20 protein-coding genes are annotated in these 25384 nt (G+C 43.0%); 11 read left to right on the top strand and 9 right to left on the bottom strand.

Annotated features, from left to right (window positions below; all coding sequences use genetic code 11):
• Positions 1 to 75: 75 nt before the first annotated feature.
• On the top strand, positions 76 to 1014 hold the full coding sequence (dsdC, locus tag ACTS60_RS22545) for a DNA-binding transcriptional regulator DsdC (RefSeq protein WP_440890062.1): 939 nt from the start codon (positions 76 to 78) through the stop codon (positions 1012 to 1014).
• 57 nt (positions 1015 to 1071) lie between these two features.
• Here the strand turns inward: dsdC and ACTS60_RS22540 are convergent, their stop codons facing one another.
• The 4 genes from ACTS60_RS22540 to ACTS60_RS22525 form a co-directional block, all read right to left on the bottom strand.
• Complete coding sequence (locus ACTS60_RS22540) at positions 1072 to 3006, bottom strand: sensor domain-containing diguanylate cyclase (RefSeq protein WP_440890061.1); 1935 nt, start codon at positions 3004 to 3006, stop codon at positions 1072 to 1074.
• Positions 3006 to 4175 (bottom strand): sugar ABC transporter substrate-binding protein, encoded by a 1170-nt coding sequence (locus tag ACTS60_RS22535; protein WP_440890060.1) that lies wholly within the window; start codon positions 4173 to 4175, stop codon positions 3006 to 3008. Before ACTS60_RS22535 ends, ACTS60_RS22540 begins: the two co-directional genes overlap by 1 nt.
• A gap of 159 nt (positions 4176 to 4334) precedes the next feature.
• Positions 4335 to 5429: a 3-phosphoserine/phosphohydroxythreonine transaminase gene (gene serC, locus ACTS60_RS22530; RefSeq protein ID WP_440890059.1), complete on the bottom strand. Its 1095-nt coding sequence runs from the start codon at positions 5427 to 5429 to the stop codon at positions 4335 to 4337.
• Between the two features lie 161 nt (positions 5430 to 5590).
• Positions 5591 to 6853: a DUF945 family protein gene (locus tag ACTS60_RS22525; RefSeq protein WP_440890058.1), complete on the bottom strand. Its 1263-nt coding sequence runs from the start codon at positions 6851 to 6853 to the stop codon at positions 5591 to 5593.
• A gap of 186 nt (positions 6854 to 7039) precedes the next feature.
• Here ACTS60_RS22525 and ACTS60_RS22520 point away from each other — a divergent pair, with 186 nt between their 5' ends.
• From ACTS60_RS22520 to ACTS60_RS22510, 3 genes are all read left to right on the top strand, one after another.
• The gene (locus ACTS60_RS22520) at positions 7040 to 8983 is read left to right on the top strand and encodes an ATP-binding protein (protein ID WP_440890057.1); all 1944 of its coding nucleotides are present in this window, start codon (positions 7040 to 7042) and stop codon (positions 8981 to 8983) included.
• The gene (locus tag ACTS60_RS22515) at positions 8976 to 9473 is read left to right on the top strand and encodes a response regulator (protein WP_440890056.1); all 498 of its coding nucleotides are present in this window, start codon (positions 8976 to 8978) and stop codon (positions 9471 to 9473) included. Before ACTS60_RS22520 ends, ACTS60_RS22515 begins: the two co-directional genes overlap by 8 nt.
• A 207-nt stretch (positions 9474 to 9680) precedes the next feature.
• A complete protein-coding gene (locus tag ACTS60_RS22510) occupies positions 9681 to 10229 on the top strand; it encodes a hypothetical protein (protein ID WP_088880623.1) in 549 nt (182 codons plus the stop codon).
• Between the two features lie 160 nt (positions 10230 to 10389).
• Here ACTS60_RS22510 and ACTS60_RS22505 read toward each other — a convergent pair whose 3' ends face one another.
• Entirely contained in the window at positions 10390 to 10971 is a 582-nt protein-coding gene (locus tag ACTS60_RS22505) for a TfoX/Sxy family DNA transformation protein (protein WP_440890055.1), read from the bottom strand.
• Between the two features lie 370 nt (positions 10972 to 11341).
• On the opposite strand from ACTS60_RS22505, the gene ACTS60_RS22500 reads away from it, so the two are divergent.
• The 5 genes from ACTS60_RS22500 to ACTS60_RS22480 all read left to right on the top strand — a co-directional run bounded on the left by ACTS60_RS22500 (position 11342) and on the right by ACTS60_RS22480 (position 16833).
• Positions 11342 to 12262, top strand: a complete 921-nt coding sequence (locus ACTS60_RS22500) for an HDOD domain-containing protein (RefSeq protein ID WP_440890054.1) — start codon at positions 11342 to 11344, stop codon at positions 12260 to 12262.
• 64 nt (positions 12263 to 12326) lie between these two features.
• Positions 12327 to 13232, top strand: coding sequence for a lysine exporter LysO family protein (locus ACTS60_RS22495; protein ID WP_440890053.1), 906 nt, complete (start codon positions 12327 to 12329; stop codon positions 13230 to 13232).
• Positions 13233 to 13388: 156 nt separating this feature from the next.
• Positions 13389 to 13901: a hypothetical protein gene (locus ACTS60_RS22490; protein ID WP_440890052.1), complete on the top strand. Its 513-nt coding sequence runs from the start codon at positions 13389 to 13391 to the stop codon at positions 13899 to 13901.
• Positions 13902 to 14020: 119 nt separating this feature from the next.
• Entirely contained in the window at positions 14021 to 15667 is a 1647-nt protein-coding gene (gene panP, locus ACTS60_RS22485; protein WP_440890051.1) for a pyridoxal-dependent aspartate 1-decarboxylase PanP, read from the top strand.
• A gap of 311 nt (positions 15668 to 15978) precedes the next feature.
• Complete coding sequence (locus tag ACTS60_RS22480) at positions 15979 to 16833, top strand: MurR/RpiR family transcriptional regulator (protein WP_005444542.1); 855 nt, start codon at positions 15979 to 15981, stop codon at positions 16831 to 16833.
• A gap of 99 nt (positions 16834 to 16932) precedes the next feature.
• Here the strand turns inward: ACTS60_RS22480 and ACTS60_RS22475 are convergent, their stop codons facing one another.
• Positions 16933 to 18171: an iron-containing alcohol dehydrogenase gene (locus ACTS60_RS22475; RefSeq protein ID WP_440890050.1), complete on the bottom strand. Its 1239-nt coding sequence runs from the start codon at positions 18169 to 18171 to the stop codon at positions 16933 to 16935.
• 367 nt (positions 18172 to 18538) lie between these two features.
• Between ACTS60_RS22475 and ACTS60_RS22470 the strand changes: the two genes are divergently transcribed.
• Both ACTS60_RS22470 and ACTS60_RS22465 read left to right on the top strand, forming a co-directional pair.
• On the top strand, positions 18539 to 18805 hold the full coding sequence (locus ACTS60_RS22470) for a GrxA family glutaredoxin (RefSeq protein ID WP_010448562.1): 267 nt from the start codon (positions 18539 to 18541) through the stop codon (positions 18803 to 18805).
• 182 nt (positions 18806 to 18987) lie between these two features.
• The gene (locus ACTS60_RS22465) at positions 18988 to 20670 is read left to right on the top strand and encodes an aspartate:alanine antiporter (protein WP_440890049.1); all 1683 of its coding nucleotides are present in this window, start codon (positions 18988 to 18990) and stop codon (positions 20668 to 20670) included.
• 109 nt (positions 20671 to 20779) lie between these two features.
• On the opposite strand, the gene fabV is transcribed toward ACTS60_RS22465, so the two are convergent.
• The 3 genes from fabV to ACTS60_RS22450 form a co-directional block, all read right to left on the bottom strand.
• Positions 20780 to 21982 (bottom strand): enoyl-ACP reductase FabV, encoded by a 1203-nt coding sequence (gene fabV / locus ACTS60_RS22460; RefSeq protein ID WP_440890048.1) that lies wholly within the window; start codon positions 21980 to 21982, stop codon positions 20780 to 20782.
• A 180-nt stretch (positions 21983 to 22162) separates the two neighbouring features.
• A complete protein-coding gene (locus ACTS60_RS22455) occupies positions 22163 to 24445 on the bottom strand; it encodes an acyl-CoA dehydrogenase (protein ID WP_440890047.1) in 2283 nt (760 codons plus the stop codon).
• Between the two features lie 68 nt (positions 24446 to 24513).
• A complete protein-coding gene (locus tag ACTS60_RS22450) occupies positions 24514 to 25140 on the bottom strand; it encodes a TetR/AcrR family transcriptional regulator (protein WP_440890046.1) in 627 nt (208 codons plus the stop codon).
• Positions 25141 to 25384: the final 244 nt, after the last annotated feature.

The following is a 25384-nucleotide window of genomic DNA, read 5'->3' as shown; positions in this document are numbered from 1 at the left end:
TAAAGCAAATAAGTGAGTCTAGGTTAAACAACAGTATTAACATTGTATCTATCAATAGTTAAGTCGTTCTCCGTTATGTACACTAAAGACAATATTTTCGCCAAAAGCCAGCGTATCAATAGCTTTCAACTTTCTAAACTTCATACCTTCGAAGTAGCCGCCAGACACAGCTCGTTTTCCCTTGCGGCAGAAGAACTGTCTATGACACCAAGTGCCATTTCGCACCGTATCAACAAACTTGAAGAAGAGCTCGGTATAAGCCTATTTAGGCGTTCTCATCGAAGAATAACGCTGACAGAAGAAGGGGAACGTATTTATATTGCATTAAATCGCACGCTCAACGAGCTAAATCAAGAAGTGATGGATGTTAGGAGCGGTGAAGTATCCGGAGAGTTGACGATTTACTCTCGACCTTCATTTGCCCAATGCTGGTTAGTTCCACGCCTTTATTCATTTAAGCAGCTTTACCCATCCATCGAGTTAAACATTTTAACTGGCAATGAGAACATCAGCTTTCAAGGTTATGGCATTGACGCAGCTATTTATTTTGATGAGCACATTCCTGATAAACTATGGTCTCAGGTACTTATGGAAGAAAGCATACTTCCTGTATGCACGCTTGAATACGCAGATAGGTTTGATCTGATCGGAAAGCCTGAGAACTTAAAGCACGCAACCCTTTTACATGATAACCAGGCTTGGGAATACAATTCACACCATGATGAGTGGACGTTATGGGCAAATGAAAACGGCGTATCAGGTATTGATGACATTCCCAGTATTTCATTTGATCGCTCAGATTTAGCGGTAACTGCGGCCATGCATAATGCAGGGGTTGCGATGGGGCGGCTCTCTTTAGTAAATAAAAGACTGGCTTCCGGTGAGCTCATTACTCCGTTATCCAGCGCTGTCCTCAAGTGTAAACAAAAGTATTACGTAGTCAGCGCAAGCCAGAAGCCTTCCCAAAAGCTCGAGTTATTTATTTCCTGGTTAGTTGAAGAGATTGAGAAGTAGTTAAGAGAGTTCGTAATACCCAAGTAATCTCAAACTACTTGGGTATCGTTTTGCAAATCAAACCGAGTAGAACTCTCTTTTCTTACAGTACATGGCTTCATCGGCAATGGATACTAGCTTATCCAATGATACGGTTTCACTTGAAGCCCCTCCTACAGAGAACTGAATAGGGTGGCGGTGATTATCTGATAACTCTATCCATTTATCTTCTTGAGCCAATTCTAGTGAGCTTACCAAACCATCCAGTCGTTTTACTCCACAGTTTTTTGCAATAACAGTAAACTCATCACCACCAATCCGGTAGAGTTTAGAGTCATCGCCTAGCACTGTACGAATCAACTGAGTGCTCTTTGAGATCAACAAGTCACCTCTATCATGGCCATAGTTGTCATTGAGCACTTTCAGTCCATTAATATCGACAACAAGAACCGACATCGATTCCCACTTTGAACGTACTACCGACTGACAAGCATATTCAAAATCTTCATCAAATGCTTTTCGGTTCGAACACTTAGAGAGTTTATCTCGCCTAGCAAAGTCTTCTAACTCTAGCCATGAATAAAGCTGCTTCTTAAACAACTCAATCAAAATTATTTCATCTTCATTAAGACTGCTCTTGCCGTAGTTAAAATACCCCAGCGTAGCCCCGGTTGAAGAGCGCATGGTCTTCACCCTTTCACCTATCACTTTATAAAAACTAAAACGCATTTCAGTGCCAGGAAATAGCTTGTCTAAGCCCGTATTTATCACCTCCGGTATCGCGTGATATCCAATTCCCGCGTGGCTAGTAGCAAAGTTGATCAGCGACATTAGCTTCGTTTGATAGGCTTCTTCTTTTGCCAGCATGTCTCTGAGCTCTGCGGTTTTCTCTTCAACTATTAGCTCTAGTCCTTGGTTGAACTCAGCCAACTGAGCATTAGAATCATGAACTTGTTGGTTTGCTTGACGAAGCGCTCTGTTGCGTATTTCAAGCTCTTCCATATTCGAACTCAACTGGCACCACATAGAATCCAGCAATGACATTAGCTGTTTGAACTCTTTAAACTGATACCTATTTGATTCTAAATCAGGTCTTTGATTGTTCTTAAAGCTTCTTACAACCCGCTCCATTTCTCTAATAGGCTGCGTTAACCAACGGCTCACCAATATCGCGATACACAAAGTCACAACTAACGTAGCGATGATGATATTAAGCAGTTGTTGCTTTGACTTGGTTAACTCTTGATTCCTCGCCATATCGGAAAATGTATGCACCATAGTTACCGTCAAAGGTGTCACAAAGCTATCTGTGTCGATCTCTATTTGGCTAAGGTTTCGATTCGCTTCCCCTTTTACCTTTTTTAGGCTTCCATAATGAAAATCAACACTCTCCTGCGCAAATAAGAATGGTTGAGACACTTTCATTAGGTCTTTATAAGAAACAAGAACCACTAAATACCCTTGGGGCTCATACTCTGAATTCGGTAATAAGGTATAAGGCAGTAAAGGGCTTACTAACGCGATGCCTGCTTGCCCGCCTTTCATCACCAAGCTCTCATCAAAGTATGTAGTGTGGTACATTTTCCCTTGTTTATAAATGGCCTGTGCAGATCTTATTTTCTGAAGTAATTTACTGTTTTCTATGTGATAAACCGAACCATTACTCTCATACATGGGTTTCCAGTTTTTGTCGATAATATAGGTAGCGCTTACATTGGTCGCCAACTTTTCAAACGTTTGAATCTTCTGCCAAATGATGCTTGAGTACAGAACATTATCCATACCTTGAACCAAGAGACGATCTTTCGAGTACCAACGAGTAAGGTTTGCAACAAATGTAAGGTCGTCTTTGACGGTTTTTCGAATACCTTGGTTACTGTTTTCAAGTTTTACTGCTTTTTGTTTTAGCAAGTCTTCCTGGTGCTTTTCGATCATGCTGGTACCCACCCAATAGGCGGGTAACAATGACCCAATCACCACAATCAGGGTTAAGATGCTTCGCAAACTGACCATTACTGTGACTTCCTACTCTGATGAATGTGTTGAGAGTGTTCGTTAATAAAGTTGGCAACAAACTGAGCTGACTCTTTGGCTGGCATCCCTGCTTTATAGCGTTTGTAGCCTCTAATAAGTGCTTCCCAAGTAACGGCCATCTCTACTGAACTTGGCATCGCGTAAGCAGGACTCAATTGTTTATAAAGATCACTGTAGTAAGTGTTCTCATTGTCATACCATTTGCGATTGATTGAACGATTAGTCGAAATCAAATTCTGATTAATGATCACGTCTTCAATAAATGCGGGCTTTTGAACAATTATCGCGAGTGTACGCATCGCTGTTCGCTTTTCAGGATTAGCCATAGCCTCCGCGTTGAAAGCTAAAACTTTACCACCACTCAATGAATGCATGTGATGGTTGTTATAGGTTGGTAGGCTACTGACTTTGAGCTCTTTGCCAAAGTTCTGTTTCAGTTCTCCCAACGCCCAGTCACCATCAATGAGGTAAGCAACCTCACCATTGATAAACTGTTTGCGAGCTTGTTCTTGGCTGCACTGGTCTTTCACAATCCCATTCGTTGAAAGTGCCCCATAGAACTTTAAAGCAGCCGCCAACGCTCCGACATCAATATCCGTGACCGATGGTGCCCGAACATCGGAAAACATCGGAACAAACGACATCAAGAAGTACATATTTGGGTATTGCATCGCCAATGGAAAATTACCTCGCTTAGCATCTTCCAGTAGGACCTCCCAAGTTGGTTGAGTATCTTGGGTTAGCTTGGTGTTCACATACAGAACGAGATGATTACCCAAACCTAGCGGCACACCATAAATACCATCATCAACCGTTACAAGTTCAAGAGCTTTGGGCTCCATACTTGCTTCATCAATCCAGCTTGTTGGAATTTTTGCCAAATCGAAATAATCGTGTAAACCTAAAAAGTCGGAAGGTACCCAAATAACATCAGGTAAAGTGATACTGGTCTGCTTCGCTAGCAACAGTTCTGAGCGAATATTATTCACATCGAATTCTCGAATTGCCAACGTGTTTCCCGTCTCTGCTTCAAATCGTTCTTTGATCTCAGCGACCGTTGAATACTCAATACCGCTCCACACTTGGATCTCTTGAGCGTGAACGATAGAAGACAAGCAAAATAGAATTGTCAGAAAGAGGTTTTTCACTAAGGTTCTCATAAGTTGACGGTGCCACAAAGATAGCGAACCGATGGTAGTTGTTCAAAATTCACACATTAAAATGTGGAGGTGCTTCCATGAGATTACTCTGAAAAGCAAAAAGCGCCGCAATAGCGACGCTTTTTAAAATTATATCACAGCTCTTAGTTAAGCGTACTTTTGTTCAAACTCACGCATGAAGTCCACTAGGGCTTGTACCCCCTCAAGTGGCATCGCGTTGTAGATTGATGCTCGCATACCACCTACCGCGCGGTGACCTTTAAGCGCTTTCAAACCCTTCGCATCGGCCAACTCTAAGAATGTCCCATCAAGTTCTGGCTTCGCCAACTGGAAAGGCACGTTCATTAAAGAACGGTTCGCAGAGTACACACCATTACGATAGAAATCTGACTGATCGATGTAATCGTACAAAAGCGCAGCTTTTTCTCGGTTAACTTGCTCAATCGCTTTTACGCCGCCCTGCTCTTTTAGCCATTTGAACACTAGGCCTGATAGGTACCAAGCGAATGTTGGTGGCGTGTTAAACATTGACTCTTTTTCTGCCAACACTTTGTAGTCAAGAATACTTGGTAGTACTTCTTTCGCCAAACCAAGAAGATCGTCGCGAACAATCGCAATCGCAATACCAGAAGGACCGATATTCTTTTGGGCACCTGCGTAAATTACGCCGTATTGAGATACGTCAATTTCGCGAGAAAGAATGGTTGACGACATATCTGCAACGATCGGCTTATCCGTTACTGGCAAATCATTGATTTCAATACCATCAATGGTTTCGTTCGGACAAAAATGGACGTAAGCCGCATCTGGTGAGATTTTCCATTCCATCGCTGGTAGAACCGCAGCCTTACCGTCAATAACCGTTTTCGCGTTGAACACGTCAGGTTCGCAGTACTTTGTCGCTTCCGCTACTGCGCTCTCTGCCCAGTAACCGCCATCAATATAAGTCGCAGTTTCCGCATCACCCAGTAGGTTTAGTGGTACAGCGGCAAATTGAGCACGAGCACCACCTTGGCAAAACAGTACTTTGTAGTTGTCTGGAATGTTCAGAAGATCACGAAGGTCTTGCTCTGCTTCTTCCGCAACCTTGATGAATTCTTTGCTTCGGTGACTGATTTCCATCACTGAAGTACCAAGACCTTGCCAGTTGATTAGCTCCTTTTGTGCTTGCTGCATGACTGCTTTTGGCAGACCTGCTGGACCTGCACTGAAGTTAAATACGTTGTCCGTATTTTGTTCCATGATGCTCATTGCTCCTGCTAAGTAAAGATTACGAAATTAATATCACGTTTTTGCAGGGATAAAAACAAGAAAAGAGGTCTTACGACCTCTTTTTAAACTGAAAAAGCTAAAAACTTACTTTGTAACCCAAGTGGCTTGAAAATACTTGAGTATCAGCTTGTCTATTGCATCAAGGCAGGCATCAACAGTGCGATTAAAGGAAACTCTTGTCCGTTTTCAAACTTTAATTTTCCATCAGAGATTTGAGCTTTTAATTCATAACCATGTTCTGTCTTATCTAAAAGTTCCATCACCATCAGCTCATCAACGCCCTCTTGAATAAACGGGTATAAGTTAACCAGTTCATCAGAAAAATAAGTGTTTAAAGAACCAGTGGTAGCAGTAACCAACTTCATCGGGTCTTGCGTAATGTTGTCAGTTCCTTGAGGAATAGACAGTTTCCACTCATTACGGAACTTACCTTCGCCAAATGCAAGAGATAGCTCATTGACTGAAAGGTTAAAGCCTTTACTAAACAATGTATCGACATGTGGTAATAGTTTTTGGATCTCTTGCTCACCCAACATTGGTGAGTTTTGATACATGGACATAATCTGGTCGAATGATTGACTATCAACATCACCGATAGCGAAATCTAGCTTGAAGTTGTCCACACTAGTGCCATCTGTGAGAAGCATTTTTTGCGCACCCACCACAAGATTGGTACTCAGCTTATCACCCACTTCATTGAGCGATGTGTAACCACTGTAGTTTGCATTTTCAATGAGAAACATCGGAGCAAGCGTAGCATCAACGACATCAAGTTTTTCTAAGGAGAAAGACTGTTCCCCTAACCAATAACCTTTTGCTTGTTTGCCTTTTCCTTGTCCTGTGAGTTCAGTTAGGTGAATTTCTTCACCATTTTCAAAATCAACTTGAACAGATGGAACTGAAACCTGGTAATTCAGATCGCCAAGCACAGTAACATTACCGGTTATCTGTGCGGGACTTGAGGACAGGTGCATCCCTTGCGCCTCATTTTGATAACTCCAACTTGCAAGGTTAAGAGTGAAATCCGTATTACCGTTCAGCTGAGTTGTACTGTGCATGGTTAACGGTAGAAACTCTGCATCAACTAACTTTGAGTCTGCTGTTAGGCTAGTTAAGCCATGAGACAGGTCACTTGTAACATCAAACGCAGTTGGTAGGCCGTCACGCTCAAGCTGGCTTTTTATTTCAGGGTCAACCACCGTATAGCGAGTGAGCACAACGGAAGAAAGGTAACCACGATCGTATTCGACGATTTCGCCTTTCACCATGTCATCATTCATGTTCGCGATACCATCTTCAATGATCGATTGGCCGATCTGACCAACGGCTAATGGCCAACATAATGCCAAAGAAATAGCACCACCAATGGCACCGAATTTTTTTAAGTTTTGCATAGTGTCTTTACTTGATGTGTTTTAACTCAGTCTAACGCAAACACTAGCCAGTGGAAACATTGAGATAAATCAGACTATTGAGGCTTAGCAACGACGATTGCACTATAACCATACATAGCTCCCAACCGTATTAGTAATTTATTGATATTGTGTTAATGCCAAGTTTTAGTTGGAGCCTTTAGCCTAGTGAATCGATACGCCGTACTTTGTCTAGATAACAACCCTATTAGTGCTGAGCAATTTCGCTTAGAACTTTCTCCTTTCGCTAGTAGGTTTGATATTCACTCTGTCGAATCCATCGAAGACGCACGGAGTGCTTTAGAGTATCTTGAGGAAAAGCAACAGAGTGTCGCTCTTGTTATAACCAGCCACCATGCAAATTTAGATGGGGTTGATTTCTTAATTGGACTTTCTCGTTCAGCGCACACCGAAAAAGCAAGGAAAATACTCATCAGTTGCTCCTCTGATATTGATGCGATTCTCACTGCGGTGAATGAAGGACGTCTCGACCACTGTCTGACTAAACCTCTACCAGACCAAGTACTGTTTAACACCGCACAGAAAGAACTGACTCAATTTGTATTAGAGCACGATCGAGATAACTTACTCAGCTACAGCCAAGTACTTGACCAACAAAAGCTGCTCCGTGCGCACATTGAAACCCAAATGAAAAGTTATCAAGCGGGCTTTCTGAATGACTACCATGCGCTATCTGATTTTGATCTTGCAGAGCAAGTTATTGGTGCACTGCAGAGCTTTTTCACTGAGAAAGATGAGTCAAATGCTTTTCGTACTTACTCTCCTGAACATTTACTAACGGTAGAAGGTGAACCAAATACTTTTTTGTGGTTTATCACCAGTGGCGAAGTTGCTCTTTACAAGCGCGATGAATTAGGAATGCAGAGAGAGGTTGTTCGTCACAGCAAAGGCAATATAGTTGGTGGTATGTCTTTTGTTACAGGAGAGAAGTCCTTTTCTACAGCGTTAACACTAACGACGACCAACGTCATTAAACTGGATCGGAAGGAATTTCGACAGGTTATGCAATCAGACTCAAACCTGCTTCCTTTGTTTACAAACCTATTATTGAGACACTTTAATCGGCGGCTTCAACGTAGCATCAACACAAAATTGGAGCTACAAAAAACACTCGAATCATTAGAGTCTGCGCACCAACAGCTCATTGAGAGAGAAAAAATGGCGATGCTAGGCCAACTTGTCGCTGGCGTCGCTCATGAGCTCAATAATCCCATTGCAGCAATATTAAGAGGGGTAGAAAACCTCACAATAACACTGGAAAAATTGCTAACTCAATCACCATCGCAATCAGAAAGAGATAAGGGGTTTGCAATATTGCATGACGCACAAACCTCTAAACCCTCATCTACAGCTGAGCTTCGCTCGCGAGTGAATCAGCTTAAACCACAGGTCGTCGACAGAAATATCGCCAAGAAGCTAGTCAGCTTAAACCTTGATAATGATTGCTCTATGCTGGACTCTTTAGCATCCACACCAGCCCAAGCCGTCGATACACTCAACTTACTCGAAAGCTACCATCAAACCGGCACCACTCTACGCTCAATAAACGTTTGTGCTGCACGTATTGCAGATATGGTTAAGAGCCTAAAAGGATACGCTCGTTCAGATGATGAAATAATGCACTCTGTTGATATTCACGAAGGTATTGAAGACACATTGGTGATCTTTGAGAACAAACTCAAAATGCATACTTTAACTAAGGATTATGCCAACGTTCCCGAAATTCTTTGCCAACCTATTGCGTTACAGCAAGTTTGGACCAACCTTATTTCCAACGCGATCGATGCCTTCCCAGAGAAGGGAGAACTCAACATTACCTCTCAGATAAAAGAAAAAGCGCACAAACAATATATCGTCGTATCTTTCCAGGACAATGGCGCTGGAATACCTGAATCTCAACAAAAAGCCATATTTGAGCTCAACTTTACCACTAAGAAAGAAGGTAACTTTGGGCTTGGGATTGGTTTATCTATATGTCAGCAAATTGTATCTGCTCATCATGGATGGATAGAAGTAGATTCCAAACTCGGTGAGTACACCACCATGACAGTGTGGCTACCGATTGATTCAAAAGGAGAAGAACATGTCTAAGTATCTAATTTTATGTGTTGATGATGAAAGAGAGGTCTTGGATAGCGTACTTCAAGATCTTGCAGTGTTTGAAGATAGCTTTGTGATTGAAGGCGCAGAATCTGTTACTGAAGCCAAAGAAGTGATCGCAGAAATGAAAGACGACGGTGTCAAGCTAGCTCTTATCTTATGCGACCATATCATGCCAGAACAAACCGGTATTAGCTTCTTGATTGAACTTAATCAAGACGATGACACACGCGTTGCTCGCAAAGTACTACTAACCGGTCAAGCGGGATTAGAAGACACCGTTGAAGCCGTCAATCACGCAAGCTTAGATTATTACGTAGCTAAGCCTTGGCGAGGTGACGAGCTCAGATCTGCTTTGGTTCAGCAACTAACCACATTTATGATTCAACACGATGATAACCTGCTCTCTTGGGTTTCAGTATTGGATTCTGAAGCAATACTAAATGCGATGTCCGAACGAAGAACCAGTTTTGGTGAGTAAGTTAACTTTGAACCACCTCACACTAGAATCAGGTTTGAACTATATCACTGGCACCTTATTTGCTTAGCTATTAGCAAAATGACAAATATTCGACACAATTTTATTGGTCGTAGAGCCATGTTTTGATTATGATGTCGAACAATCTAGATAAGGTTCAATTATTTATTGGACCAACGGAATGACAACTAACAAGGTTTATCGTTGATTATGCGTAAAACACTTTTAGCAGCAGCACTTCTGCTAGCATCAAGTCAAGTAATGGCTTATGAAGATCGTGATAGCTCAGCTACCATGAGTAACTTTAGTTACGACTATTTCGAAGCGCGTATTGGCGCTAGCCCTGTTACTTTTGGTGCGGGCTTCAGCAAGTCGATCCACCCAAATGCGCATGTTATCGCACGTATCGATTCTGAGTTTGACGGTGATTTTGATTCAGCGGCTGGTTTCGGCTTCCACTCTCCAGTAAACAACTGGGCAGACTTAACTGGTGCAATGCTGATGCGAGTTGTTCAACCTTCATCTTCAAGCAGTGCGGATGTTGGCATGGAATTGAACTTAGGTGTTCGCCAATGGTTAGGCCCTCAACTAGAAGTTGGTGGTAAAGTTGGCTACGTATCGATCGATAACGACGATGATTGGATGGGTTCTGCTTACGCTCGCTTCCATTCAACAGAACTGTTCTCTCTCGGTGCAGAAGCAAGAATCAACGATTTCTATGGTGACCAATTTATGTTCACTACTCGTTTCAAGTTCTAACGCTCTGCCATAAATAACAAAGCCGAGGTAAATTCTACCTCGGCTTTTTTGATCTATTGCAGTGAAGTGGCTGCGTACTTAAACATCCTTATCAAGACGCGGCTCTAATCTATTTATTGACTCGCTAACTCCACTTAAAATCAATAAAATCAATAACTAACTATTGACAAAGAGACAACAGCTGTTTTTTCCTAGGCTCTTGGATAAGTTTCCAGTGAACGCCATCCACCGCACCAGCAAACTTCCAAAGCAACTTCACATCCACATCACTTCCATAAGCTGCCCGCACTTTATTGAAAACTTCTACAGGCCCTAACGCTAAGAATGTTTCAACATCATCAATGCCAGCTTTCTTAACCATTCGCTCAAGCGTAAGTTGCATATTAGGCAGATCACGTAGCCTTCTGCTGGCAGAAGATTTTTGGAACTCTCGCTCCTGTACAGAATATGCTATTGATTTAACGACGAGTTTATCCAACTCTGGCGCGCGGGATTCAAATAATTCTGTAACATCGTAGTAATTTACTGTAGCTGTTGTTTGCTTTTTAACGTGTTTGTATTTCTCACACTCCAATTCGACAAATATTTGGTCTAGTTCTTTTCCGCCGCGAAGATAGCAGCAGTCGTTGCTCACTAATGCAAACATGGCATCGTCACTAAAAAGCCCTATACCACCGAACATGGAGCGCTTCTGGAACGATTTAAATTTTTTTATGTAAGTAAAAAAAGCTTGGTCTGTCATTTCCTTTGACCTCTTAATCTGAATAAATTACCCCGATTAGCGATGTCACCAGATAAAACAGCAGCTTATAGCGAAAAATTGTCAGTTTGTTGGCGATATTTTGTGATTTGTGCTCACCAACTTTCCTAATCATACTTAACGTTGAAAAATAAGTTAGGATCTGTGTCACAGATAGAAAAGTATAAATACACAATACGTGATTGGTTTCACAATACACTTTTTGTAGCGATGTTTTTTTGACACTTAATAAAACAAAAAGCCGACAAGTTGGTGATTTAGCATCCAAATACACCGAACCAATTACGCAATCAATTGATAATCGACTTTAGTCGAGGGTACACTGTACGAAAGCTCTCTAGCACCGCACTTTATGGAACATTTATCATTTTACTGGCTACCGCAAAACAAAGAAAAACTAATAAAATCTCTTGAAAGCGATTTTTCACATTTAGTTAAGCAATCAATTTCGACAGGAAAAATATCACTCCCTCCCATTCCGGATGTGGTATTGAAGATTCAACAGCTTTGTACTGAAGAAAATACCGCGATCTCTGATATTGCTAATTGCTTAATAGAAGATCCTGGACTAGCCGCCGTAGTTCTAAGAGTTGCCAACTCTGTCATTTTCAACCGACGTAACATCACCTGTAACGATCTGACCACAGCAGTATCTAGACTCGGTATCCTTCGAGTCCGTGATATTGTTACCGCACAAGCAATTGAACAACTCAAACACTCCGTCAACCTGACTAGTGAATGTAATTCAATCCTAAGAAAAAGTGCGGCCGTGTCACGTGAACTTGGTGCGACAATGGTTCTTATCGTGCAGCAGTTCAAGAAGCACGAACCTGAGTGTTACGCCTATTTAGAGCAAGAGAAAGCCTTACTTGTCGGTCTGCTAGCAGATATTGGCCTGTTCTGTTTGGTCAATGAATACCACCTCTACTTAGACCGTGGAAACTACCTTGACAGTGATATCGCTCTTCAAATTTTCCAAACCCGCTGTTCAGCAACCAGCAAACTTGTTTTGGAGAAGTGGGGGTTCGACAACGATTTTAGTGAAGTTTCTTCCAATGAAAAACTGACCTGGCACCGCCCAGAGGTAAGCTACCTTGATGTTGCTCGTATTGCGAATCACCTTCTTATGTTCCGAAGCCAGGATGAACGGATTGACGAGCATGAAGTTGAGTTTAATTTGACCGGAGCAGAAGTCTTGTTTGAGTTGAGTAATACCAGCGACGACGATTTCCAAAATATGATTAAGGAAGTGCTTCACGCAAGTGGTCTTTAGAGACATATCACACTACAATACGCTCAGTTTACTACTTCATAATTACTAGGAAATTGAGGGTTTTATGTTCTCAGGGATGTTGTTTATATTCGCCCCTCTTGTTGTTGGCTATTTGATTCCAATTTCGCAAGCTTCGTTGCTCACTAGAATCAATGCCGCTACGTCACATCTGATCTACGTCATTCTCGCGCTGATGGGGCTTAGCCTTGCAGCGCTTGATAATCTCAGCAGTAACTTACAATCTATACTGCTCTATGCCGGCACATTCTTCGTCTGCTTGAGCACTTGTAACCTTCTTGCTCTTCCACTTATAGATAAGCTACTTCCTCTTAAAACGGACGCTCAGCACAAAGCACTACCTTTATCATCGATGGCAATGGAGTCTGTTAAGCTAGTCTTAGTTGTGGGAGCAGGACTGCTAGCTGGTTTAGTATTGCCTATTGGGCTCGGATGGGTGGATACCGCAAGTGAATGGATTCTTTTCCTTCTTCTGTTTTTTATTGGCATCCAGTTACGTAATAGCGGGCTTACTCTGCGTCAAATTTTACTTAATAAGCAAGGGATGGCCATTGCTTCTCTGGTAATAATAACATGTATGCTAGGTGGCATAATTGCTGGAGTTATATTGGATATTCCTCTCTATCAAGCCCTCGCGATGTCGTCAGGCTTTGGTTGGTATTCATTAGCAGGAATCCTTATGGGAGATGCTTTTGGTCCGGTATTTGGCGGCGCCTCTTTCCTAATTGAACTGATGCGAGAACTTGTCGCCCTTGTTGCTATCCCTCTTTTAATCAGAAGCTATCCATGTACTTCCATCGGATATGCGGGTGCGACCGCTATGGACTTTACCCTTCCTGTGATTCAAACGACCGGTGGCGTCCGTTGCGTACCTATCGCAATCGTCAGCGGCTTTATTCTCAGCCTATTAGTCCCAGTCATGATGCTGTTCTTTGTGTCACTTGCTAGCTAGATCTCAGGTTTTTTCTTTAACATCTATTACAATGCGGCAAAATATTATAAAACTCTAATACTTGCCGCTAAGTATCTCAACTGAGATAAGAATGTGAATTCATGGCATGTATGCCAACTAAAAGTTGGTCAATGCAACAGCCCAAAAGGAAATAGAATGAAACGCTTTGTCGTAGCAGCCTTGCTTGCTTCTTGCTCAGGCTACACTTTCGCTGCAGATCAGCAATGTCTCACTGAAAAATACGATTCATATATCGATGCTTCACTACAATGGTATCAGGACTTAGTGGACCTAACAGTGACTCAATATCCCGACCTAGATGAGGTGAGTAATTGGTTTTTAGAGGGACGTAAGCATCACTTCGAGCTAAACCGACAAGCCGTGCATTATTTTTTGGAAAATGACCCTAGCAGAGTAGCAACAGGCCAACCCGTGGAAGCGTGGCTTAAACTAGAGCAACAGGATGTTAAACAGCTTGCGACACGAAACGATGAGCTAGGTCAGGCAGCTAAGAAAACGTTTTCTGACAGACAGTCTGCAAACCATGAGAAGAACTATGATCTTCGTTCCGCATTTGCAGATCTTCTTAGTCATCCAAAACAAATTGATGCAGCACTCAACAAATACAATCAGTCCATTAGTAAAATCGAAAAACAGAAGTGTGATTAAACACCACCTGTTTTTCATTTTAGCAAATTGGTTTTCAACAATTAAAACGGGACTTTGCTCCCGTTTTGGTTTAGATTGTTGCGCTCGTCTTACTAATATAATTACAAATAATTCTTGCCATGGTTAAGGAACAAAAAACCGCAGACGTTAGCTTTGAGAGCCTGTTAAAGATCTTCACTATTCCTGAAGGGCCAGACTCAACGTTAACTAAAATCGAAGAGAGCTTGTCTCAAAATCTAAACCAGTTTCTACGCGAGCATATCGTGGCAGAAGAAAAGCCTTTGCGTGAAATTGAAAAAGACTTTTCTTCTGCTCAGATTCCTGAGCAGCCGGAATTCGTCTCTGATCATACAGAGCATTTATTAGATACGCTTGTCTCACACTCCGTACATACCTCTGCACCTAGCTTTATTGGTCACATGACTTCAGCGCTGCCGTATTTCTTAATGCCGCTGTCGAAAATCATGATCGCCCTGAACCAAAACTTGGTCAAGATTGAAACATCAAAAGCATTCACTCCGCTTGAGCGTCAAGTTCTCGGTATGCTGCATCGCCTTATATATGGCCAGGACGATAAGTTTTATCGCAAGTGGATGCACAGCGCGAAGCACTCTCTTGGGGCGTTTTGTTCTGGTGGTACTATCGCGAATATCACGGCTCTTTGGGTTGCTCGCAATAAAGCACTGAAAGCTGACGGCGCATTTAAGGGCGTAGAGAAAGAAGGTCTCTTCAAAGCGATGAAACACTATGGCTACGACGGTTTAGCTATCTTAGTTTCAGAACGTGGTCACTATTCGCTGAAAAAAGCGGCAGATGTTCTCGGCTTGGGTCAAGAAGGCCTTGTCGCAATTAAAACCGACGGAGCCAATCGTATTGTTCCGTCTGACTTGAAAGCGAAAATTGCTGAGCTAGAAGCTCAGAATATAAAACCAATCGCTGTAGTTGGTGTGGCTGGTACAACTGAAACAGGCACGATAGACCCTCTTGAAGAAATCGCACGGGTATGTAAACAATATGATTGTCATTTTCATGTCGACGCGGCTTGGGGCGGTGCGACATTAATGTCAAACCACTATCGCGGGCTATTAGCCGGTGTTGAGTTAGCAGATTCAGTAACCATAGATGCGCACAAACAGCTCTATATCCCTATGGGCGCTGGCATGGTTCTATTTAAAGACCCAGATGCGATGAAATCTATTGAACACCACGCTCAATATATTTTACGCAAAGGTTCAAAAGATCTCGGTAGTCATACCTTAGAAGGCTCACGCTCAGGCATGGCAATGTTAGTTTACGCTGCAATGCATATTATTAGCCGTCCAGGCTATGAATTACTGATCGATCAGAGTATTGAAAAAGCACGTTACTTTGCTGATTTAATCAAAGAACAGCCAGATTTTGAGCTTGTTTCCGAACCAGAGCTGTGCCTACTTACTTACCGTTACTTACCTGAAAGTTATCGCCGTGCCCTAGAGCAATCAGATGGTATTCAGCGTGAAAAGCTCAACGAGTTAATCAATCAACTGACCCAGTTTATTCAGAAACGTCAGCGCGAAACTGGTAAGTCATTCGTATCTCGGACTCGACTGAACCCCGAAAGATGGCAACGGATGAATACCATAGTATTTCGTGTAGTTCTTGCGAACCCTCTGACAAGCAGGGACATCCTTTCATCGGTACTCGATGAACAACGTGAGATTGCGACGCAAGCTCCGACTCTTACCGGAAAGATTCAAGAATTAGTCGATAACGTATTGAATCCATAATGCTCCAATTGAGTTACATTTAACTGAAATTTTCTTTCTTTTTGATGTAACTCAAACATCATTATTGTGCTACTTGACGCTAATCCCCTTCCCTCCACATTCAATTCTGTAGTTTTTACAAAATTTTGTTTGAGGCTTGTCAAATTCTCACTAAATAGTAACCGTATTTGTTTTAGCCAGATTGAGGATCGGGTTTATACTAATTTTATGGCGCTGGTAGTTTTCGTTAACGCCTCAGTACAGATTTGAAACTGACGTATTTCTTGCCGTTAACAGAGCCAGCGAGTTGTTCTCTTACCCTCGTGAACACTATGAATACATTAGAAAAAATTCAGAAAAACCTGGAGAATTTCAGTAAGTCGGAACGCAAGGTTGCAGAAGTAATCATGGCGTCACCACAAACTGCGATTCATTCAAGCATTGCAACGTTAGCCAAAATGGCCGACGTAAGTGAGCCCACTGTAAACCGTTTCTGTCGTCGTCTGGATACCAAAGGTTTCCCAGATTTTAAGCTTCACCTTGCACAAAGCCTTGCTAACGGTACGCCTTACGTAAACCGTAATGTGGAAGAAGACGACGGCCCTGACGCTTACACTCATAAGATTTTCGAATCAACAATGGCGTGTCTAGATGTCGCTAAGAACAGCCTTGATGCGATGCAAGTTAACCGCGCAGTTGATCTTCTGACTCAAGCGAAGCGCATTTCATTCTTCGGTCTAGGTGCTTCTTCTTCTGTGGCGCGTGACGCTCAAAACAAGTTTATTCGCTTCAATATCCCAATTACTTGTTTCGAAGACATCGTAATGCAACGTATGAGCTGCATTAACTGCAGCGACAATGACGTTATCGTTTTGATTTCTCATACAGGTCGCACTAAGAGCCAAGTTGAGATTGCGAACCTTGCTCGTGAAAACGGTGCGACGGTGATTGCCATCACAGCGAAAGACTCGCCGCTAGAGAAAGCAAGTTCATTAGCTATCACGCTAGATGTACCTGAAGACACGGACGTGTACATGCCGATGGCAAGTCGCGTAGTGCAAATGACGGTCATTGATGTACTGGCGACTGGTTTTACCTTACGCCGAGGAACTGGTTTTCGTGAAAATTTGAAGCGTGTAAAAGACGCTTTGAAAGATAGCCGTTACGACAAGCTCTCTCAGTACTAGACAAACTCTCTGTACTAAACATTACGCATAGAAAAGGGAAGCCGATGCTTCCCTTTATTATTGCTAGAGCAGTTTAATCACCCTAAAAATATTCACCGTTTAGTTATCTACACGGCTTAAACTATCTATTGTATCGAGCACTTCAACAGAACTATTGTGCTGCTCAGCAGCTTTATTGCACTCTCCACTACAATCACAAACTTGTCGCAAGATATAAACCAACCGCTCCTGGGTTAATGGCAGCGGGTTGCCCTTTATCGCAATAGACATTAGTGCGTCATCCGCGACTTTCTCAAACGAAGTCTGGCAAACACCAAACTTTCCTAGGTGTGGTAGATCGAGTTTGTCTAAGACCATCTTAACCCACAAGACACCATCGTTTTCATTCGCATTAACCCGACCAGTGACAAGTTGGGCAAGCTTTCGGTACCGGCTAAGAACATCTCCACGCCCAGCTAATCGGGCTGCTTTTATGTTTTCTTGCATCACGTGGGGAGCGAGCCTTGCTGTAATAACGCTATGTGGTGCATCAAGCTTACCCCCTAGTGCAGAAGCAAGCCCATGAGCAGCACCTAACTTTGCATTGGTAATAGCCATACCACCCAACATTGCCGCAAATGATAAGTCTGAACGTGCTTTGTGACTATCTTGTTTACACCCTGCGATAACAGAATCACTCAGACGACGTAGACCTTCCTCGCACACCATGTCTGTCAATGGATTAGGATCACCGCAAACATAGGCTTCCATCAAATGAGTGAACGCATCCATCGCTCCACGTCCGGAGGTATACTGATCTGTGCCATACGTTAGCGTAGGGTCAACTATCGCGACATCCGCGAGCATATCAGGGCTTCTTAGGCTTACTTTGACTTGATCTTGTCCAGATTTAAGAACTGCATTTCGCGTAACTTCTGAACCAGTACTGGCCGTGGTAGGGATAGCAATAAAATGAATAGGTTTGGTTTTCAAAGGGACATTTCTTCCCACCACTTCGACGTAATCATAAACGTCACCCTGATTTGGAATGATTGCGGCTAACGCCTTGCCCATATCAATGACACTCCCTCCTCCAAGAGCTATTACCATATCAGGCTGAAACTTGCGGCCAATGATCGCCGTTTCTTCAACCATAGTAATATTGGGCTCGCCTCCAATAGCAACATGCTGATAACGCATATTTTGCGCCTTGAGGTAGTTAATTACTGGCTGTGCTCGCTGCTTTTCCCTCCCTGTTACTAACAAGACGCTATAACCAAATTGATTAATCACAGACAGCGAAGATTGGAGCGCTCCCTCGCCGAAGATGATCCTTGTTGCAGTCATAAACTGAAACATACTCTTCCTCCCGAAAACAACTGCCTTTAGCTTGCTATTTATCGTTCAAAAAAAAGTTGACCCAGGGCACTTTGCCGTCATTAACCACACAAAAAACATGACTTTTATGCGTTACTTCACATGCTATTTTATTCATTGAATGGCTATTTATCTCTCCTTCCATTTAACCTTAGACAATCACTTTAATTTCAGGGGAGCAAACTTGCCTATCTTTTATACGATAGATTTGGCCTATCGAAACAAGAGGTAATTGCTGCTTTATTTCCGGATCTGGATCGGGCATAGTTAATCGAAACAACGAAAGTGAATTTGGGCATAAAGCCTAGACTCGTTTTCAACAAGAATAGATTTTAGGAGAAATAAGTTTATGTTCGTAGTTATCTTCGGTCGCCCAGCTTGTCCTTTCTGTGTTCGTGCTAAAGAGCATGCAGAAACACTAAAAGCAAAACGTGATGACTTCAACTACCGTTACGTTGATATCCATGCGGAAGGTATCTCTAAAGCAGATCTAGAAAAAACCGTTGGTAAGCCTGTAGAAACGGTACCTCAAATCTTTATCGATCAAGAGCACATTGGTGGTTGTGATGACTTCGAAGCTTATGCAAAAGAGCATCTAGGTCTATTCGACGAATAAGATCTACCAACGATTTTTTAAAGCCGCATATTGCGGCTTTTTCTTTATTCGTAAGCCACAATAGCACCCCTAGTGCAACTAATAGAAAAAGCTAAAAAAATTCACTTATCTTTTTGCTATATTTAGTTACAATTCGCCTTTCATAATCTTTCTATTTGGCACTCACTTTACCGAGCCACACCGTGAACATAGACGTCGTACACCTTCTCGATCAAAACCCTATTCTCCTAATCTTCGTTGTTTTGGCGATTGGCCTTGCAATTGGCAAAATTCGCTTTGGTAACCTCCAGTTAGGTAACTCAATTGGCGTACTGATCACATCCCTGATAATGGGCCATTTAGGGTTCTCCTTTAACGCCGAAGCGCTAACAATTGGCTTTATGCTATTCATATACTGTGTGGGGATAGAAGCCGGGCCTAACTTCTTTGGTATCTTTTTCCGAGACGGGAAGCACTACTTCATTTTAAGTATGACTGTGTTGGTCTCTGCTGTAAGCTTGACCTATTTTTGCAGCCATTACTTCGGGCTGGACTTTGGTCTGTCTGCCGGCATGATGGCCGGAGCCCTAACCGCAACGCCAGTTTTAGTTGGCGCACAAGATGCGTTGAACTCAGGTCTTGCAACTATTCCACGCAACATGGATTTTTCTTTAGTTATCGAGAATCTTTCTGTTGGCTATGCGATGGCCTATTTGGTCGGCTTAATCAGTATGATCATGTTCGCCAAGCTATTGCCTAAACTACAAAAACAAAACCTTTCTGATTCGGCACAACAAATTGCACAAGAACGTGGATTAGGAAACTCTAGCCAACGTAAAGTGTACCTACCGATCATTCGAGCTTACCGTGTCGGCCCTGAGCTGATTGATTGGACTGATGGTAAGAACCTACGAGAATTGGGCATCTACCGTCAAACAGGTTGTTACATCGAACGTATTCGACGTAATGGTATTCTTGCCCACCCAGATGGTGATGCAATCCTTCAAGAAGGCGATGAGATTGCACTAGTAGGTTTCCCGGATAGCCATGCGCGTCTTGACCCGAGCTTCCGTAACGGTAAAGAAGTATTCGACCGTAACCTACTTGACCTTCGAATCGTAGAAGAAGAGATCGTCGTAAAAAGCGATGCGATTGCGGGTAAACGCCTTTCGGATCTTAACCTATCTGAATACGGTTGTTTTCTAAACCGTGTTGTTCGCGCTCAAATAGAAATGCCGATGGATCTGGATATCGTCCTAGCAAAAGGTGACGTATTGCAAGTCAGTGGTGAGAAGAGCCGTGTTCATGGCCTTGCTGAGAAAATCGGTTTCATCTCAATCCACAGCCAAATGGCAGACCTACTAGCATTTTGTAGCTTCTTCATCCTCGGCATTATGTTTGGTTTGGTCACCATGACATTTGGCCAAGTATCATTCAGCCTTGGTAACGCAGTCGGCCTTTTGCTGTCTGGTATTACACTGGGCTTCCTTCGTGCTAACCACCCTACTTTTGGTTATGTACCACAAGGAGCCTTGAACATGGTTAAGGACTTAGGTTTGATGTTCTTTATGGTCGGTATCGGTTTGAGTGCTGGTGGTAAAATGTTTGAACATTTAACCCAGGTTGGTCCTCAGGTTATTGGTCTGGCGTTTATCGTCAGTGTTGTACCTGTCGTTCTAGCATACCTAGTCGGCGCATATGTGCTTAAGATGAACCGAGCGTTGCTCTTTGGTGCGATCATCGGCGCTCGTACATGTGCTCCTGCGATGGACGTAGTAAACGAATACGCGAAATCAACCATCCCGGCATTGGGTTATGCTGGTACGTACGCGATAGCCAACATCTTGATGACTCTCGCCGGCACGATCCTAATTATTCTAAGTTAACACCTTTGAATAAGCATTACTGACTAAGAAGTGCTCTCTATTCATCGCCAATATTTAGGACATAAAAAAGGCGCTCGTTGAGCGCCTTTTTCAATTCAATAAGAAACGATTAGATTTGCGTAAAATCTGTTTCTACTGCTGGGTTCACGTCTGCTTCGTAATCCACACCGTCAACACCAAAGCCGAATAGCTTCAAGAACTCTTCTTTGTACTCAACGTAGTCAGTCAGTTCTTTTAGGTTATCAGACGTGATTTGTGGCCATAGGTCACGACAGTGTTGTTGGATGTCTTCACGTAGTTCCCAATCATCTAGACGTAAACGGTTCACTTCATCTACTTCTGGAGCGCTACCGTCTTCTTTGTACAGACGTTGGCTGAACATACGGAAAATCTGTTCCATACAACCTTCGTGTACACCTTCTTCACGCATTTTCTTAAATACCATTGCGATGTACAGAGGCATTACAGGAATTGCAGAACTCGCTTGAGTCACAACAGACTTAAGTACCGCTACATTTGCGCTACCGCCAGTTGCAGACAGTTTCTCGTTAAGTGCTGCTGCTGCACGATCTAGGTCCATTTTCGCTTTACCTAGTGCACCATCCCAGTAGATAGGCCATGTTAGCTCAGTGCCGATGTAACTGTATGCTACAGTTTTACAACCGTCAGCTAGAACACCCGCTTCTGCTAATGCATTCATCCAAAGTTCCCAGTCTTCACCGCCCATTACGGTTACTGTGTCTTGGATTTCTTGCTCAGTTGCAGGCTCTACACTTGCTTCAATGATCACATCTTTGTTGGTATCAACAGCTGTAGATGTGTATGTTTCACCGATAGGTTTAAGTGCTGAACGGATTACTTCTCCCGTTTCTGGCATTTTACGTACTGGAGAAGCCAGCGAGTAAACCACCATATCTACCTGACCAAGGTCTTCTTTGATCAGGTCGATTGTTTTCTGTTTTGCTTCATTTGAGAAAGCATCACCGTTTAGGCTTTTCGCATATAGGCCTTCTTCACGAGCTAGCTTTTCAAAAGCTACCGAGTTGTAAAAACCTGCTGTACCTGGCTTCTTCTCAGAGCCTTCTTTTTCAAAGAAAACACCGATAGTTGAAGCACCGCCACCAAATGCCGCAGCGATACGAGAAGATAGACCGTAGCCACTAGATGCACCCACAACAAGAACGCGCTTTGGTGCGTTTTTAATTGGGCCTTGTGCTTTGGTGTAAGCAATTTGTTCTTTTACGTTAGCTTCACAACCCACTGGGTGCGTAGTAGTACAGATAAATCCACGAATTCTAGGTTTGATGATCATATTCAACTTCCTTTAAAAAACGTTGTTAGGATAAAAGGTTCGACACAACTTCGCACCTAATTTCTGTAAAAATGCAGCGAAATAGCAAGTGGTTGGAGCACTCCTCAGTTCATTTCATTAATTCTACGACAAAAAAGCACCTCACAAGAGGTGCTTTAGGACTGGCATAGGAAATTTCGTCTATGCTGCAGGATTTAAGTGAGACTTCTTCGGGCTATTGGTGCGAACTTCCGAAAAATCGTGGCTAAAGTGATCAACTTGAATCGCTTTGTAACGCAGTTTGTCTGCTGCCATAATTTGGTCAATTTCTTGTTCAGTTAATACATCAGCTTCAAAAGCCTGTTGCAGACGATCATGCAGTAGGCCTTTGCGCGCTACTTTGCCATCTTTAGCAGCCTTCATCAGCTTGCGCTCTAGCGGCTTAACGTCATACATTGCTAAAAATGCATGCTCCATCAGGCCAACACTATCATTCTCATCTTGGCCGATGTAACAAAGGTGAGTCATACGATCGCGTTGTGCTCCAGGTGTCATCATAGCCTCAGCTAGGCTTACACACAGTTCATCACTTGGTGCTTTGAAATGATTTCCCAATGGGAACAATAAGCCTTTAAGAACACCACCTACGTATTTCACTGGAAAATTAGAATATGCCTCGTTTAGTGACTTCGATGCGTTGTACAAACAGTGCTGCACAGCGTAGTGAACAAAGTTCAGGTCACCTTGCTGTCGACCTTCATCCTCATACTTTTTAAGCGCCGCTGACGCCATGTACAAATAGCTTAAGCCATCGCCTAGGCGAGCAGAGATCATCTCTTTACGTTTCAAGTCTCCGCCTAAAGTTAACATTGCGAAGTCTGCACTTACTGCCAGCGCGCGACTTAAGCGCGTGATGTCTTTGTAATATTGCTGAGTTGGACCACTCATATGCGCTTTCACAAAGCGAGAGCCTGTTAGCGCAGCACCAAATGCACCGAAGGTGTTAGCCGTCGCATGCTTGATGTGCTTGAACAACAGTGCATCAAACTCTTTTGCACCTTCTTTTGCATCTGGGTTCGCTGCTGCTTCCATCTCTTTCAGTACGTATGGGTGACAACGCGTTGCACCTTGACCAAAGATCATCAGGTTACGAGTAAGAATATTTGCCCCTTCAACAGTAATCGCAACTGGAATACCTACGTAATGTTTCGCTAGGTAGTTCATGGGACCATCTTGAATAGCGCGCCCTGCATGAATATCGAAAGAATCGTTCAGAATAGTACGAGCCATTTCAGTCATATGGTATTTGGCAATCGCTGTCACAATGCCTGGCTTCTCCTTCATATCCAGAGAAGTGGTGGTTAGCGTTCGAGTCGCTTCTAGTAGATAAGTTAAACCACCGATGCGCCCCATTGCCTCTGCTACACCTTCAAACTTACCAATCGACATACCAAACTGCTTACGAACGTACGCATAAGCACCCGTAGTGCGTGTTGTAAGGTGACCAATCGCGGTGCCTAATGCAGGAAGGGAAATACCTCGTCCAGCTGATAGACATTCCACCAACATACGCCAGCCTTTACCTGCATACTCGGATCCACCAATCAACCAATCCATAGGAATAAACACATCGTTACCACGTGTTGGACCGTTCATGAATGCAGAACCTAGTGGGTCGTGACGCTCACCAATTTCGACGCCCTCATGGCCAGCAGGAATCAGTGCGCAAGTAATGCCAACATCTTTCTTATCACCAAGTAGACCGTCTGGATCTTGAAGCTTAAATGCTAAGCCAAGTACGGTAGCGACTGGCGCTAGAGTGATATAACGTTTATCCCAACTAACACGTACACCCAGTACCTCTTCACCTTCGTGATTGCCGTAGCACACCACGCCTAGGTCTGGAATGCCACCGGCATCAGAGCCCGCCTCGGGGCCTGTTAGGGCGAAACATGGAATGTCTGTACCATCCGCTAGGCGCGGCAGCCAGTAATCTTTTTGCTCTTGCGTACCGTAGTGAGAGAGCAACTCACCCGGACCAAGAGAGTTTGGCACCATTACAGAAACTGCCACACTAATGCTTCGAGTTGCAATACGAGAAACGATAGTTGAATTGGCAAGCGCAGAAAATTCACGACCACCATACTCTTTTGAAATAATCAGTGAGAAGAAACGCTCCTTGCGTAAGAACTCCCATACTTCTGGTGGTAGATCTCGATCGTCTTTTACAATCTTTTGATCATCCAGCATTGCTAGCAACGTCTCTAGTTCATTGTTCATGAAAGCTTGCTCTTCAGACGTTAGAGTAGGCTTCGGGTAATGATGCAATGTAGTAAAGTTCGGCTTACCTGAAAACAACTCAGCATCCCACCACACACTGCCAGCTTCCATTGCTTCTTTTTCGGTACTAGACAATGGGGGCAATACTTTCTTAAACATTTTGAATGCTGGGTCACTAATCCATTTTCTTCGTAGAGAGCTCATAGTTCAGATCCTTTTGTTCACGTTACCGCTCGCGGCTTTAACTTATATTTTTATTGATTTTATATGGTTTACTTAGCGGACATTCCTGCCGACAAGTATGGAATCAGTAGGTCAACAACGGACTTCGCATCAACCTCTTTATCAAACTTACTTTCGGCAATCTCGGTCAACGCTTGGCTTGATGCCATAGTGAAAACACAAGTGCCAAGCGTGAAGTGTAATCGCCAAAACAGCTGTTCTTCTGTCAGTTCCGGGTTCGCTTTACTGATCGAGAACATAAATAGCTTTAGTACCTCGTCATACCTTGTACTGATAAACCAACGTAAATGACCTTGTACATCAGTGTAGCCTCTGCCAATCAGGAGCATAAATAGTTCGGTTCCATTTGGTCTTACATTATTCAAAGCTCTTAACGGCAATCGCAGTGATTCAAACACTTCGTCCATGTTGTACTCATCGCGTGTATTTAACTCAATTAACGAGCTTTGGATGCTTGGCATTAAAGCCTCTAGGTATCGATCTAATACTGCGCGAACTAATGTCTTTTTATCGCCAAAGTGGTAGTTAACCGAAGCAAGGTTCACATTTGCTTTGCCAGTAATGGTTCGTAGTGATGTGTCATTGAAACCGTATTCTGCAAACAGTCCTTCTGCTACATCGAGTATTTTCTCTTTTGTTGTACTTCTCGGTGCCATTTCAATCACTCGTATTAAACAACTGTTTGAAATATACCCCCGAAACTCAAGATTAACAAATGATTAACATCACACTTTCAACCATTGGTCAGACCAGACAATAAAGGTCTGTACTTAAGGGGATGAATTTAAAGTGAATATTGTTTTGCGAAAAAAATTTCTAAAAAAAATGGAACTGTTTGGAATGTCCCGGGTCTTAATTACTGTAACAACTAGGGCATTTTAAGTTTTACTGGCCGTCAGA

The organism is Vibrio sp. WZ-1 (assembly GCF_052037695.1).
In the GTDB taxonomy this organism is placed as follows: Bacteria; Pseudomonadota; Gammaproteobacteria; order Enterobacterales; family Vibrionaceae; genus Vibrio.
The sequence above is the reverse complement of the archived record's forward strand: the minus strand, read 5'-3'. Positions and strand labels throughout refer to the sequence as shown.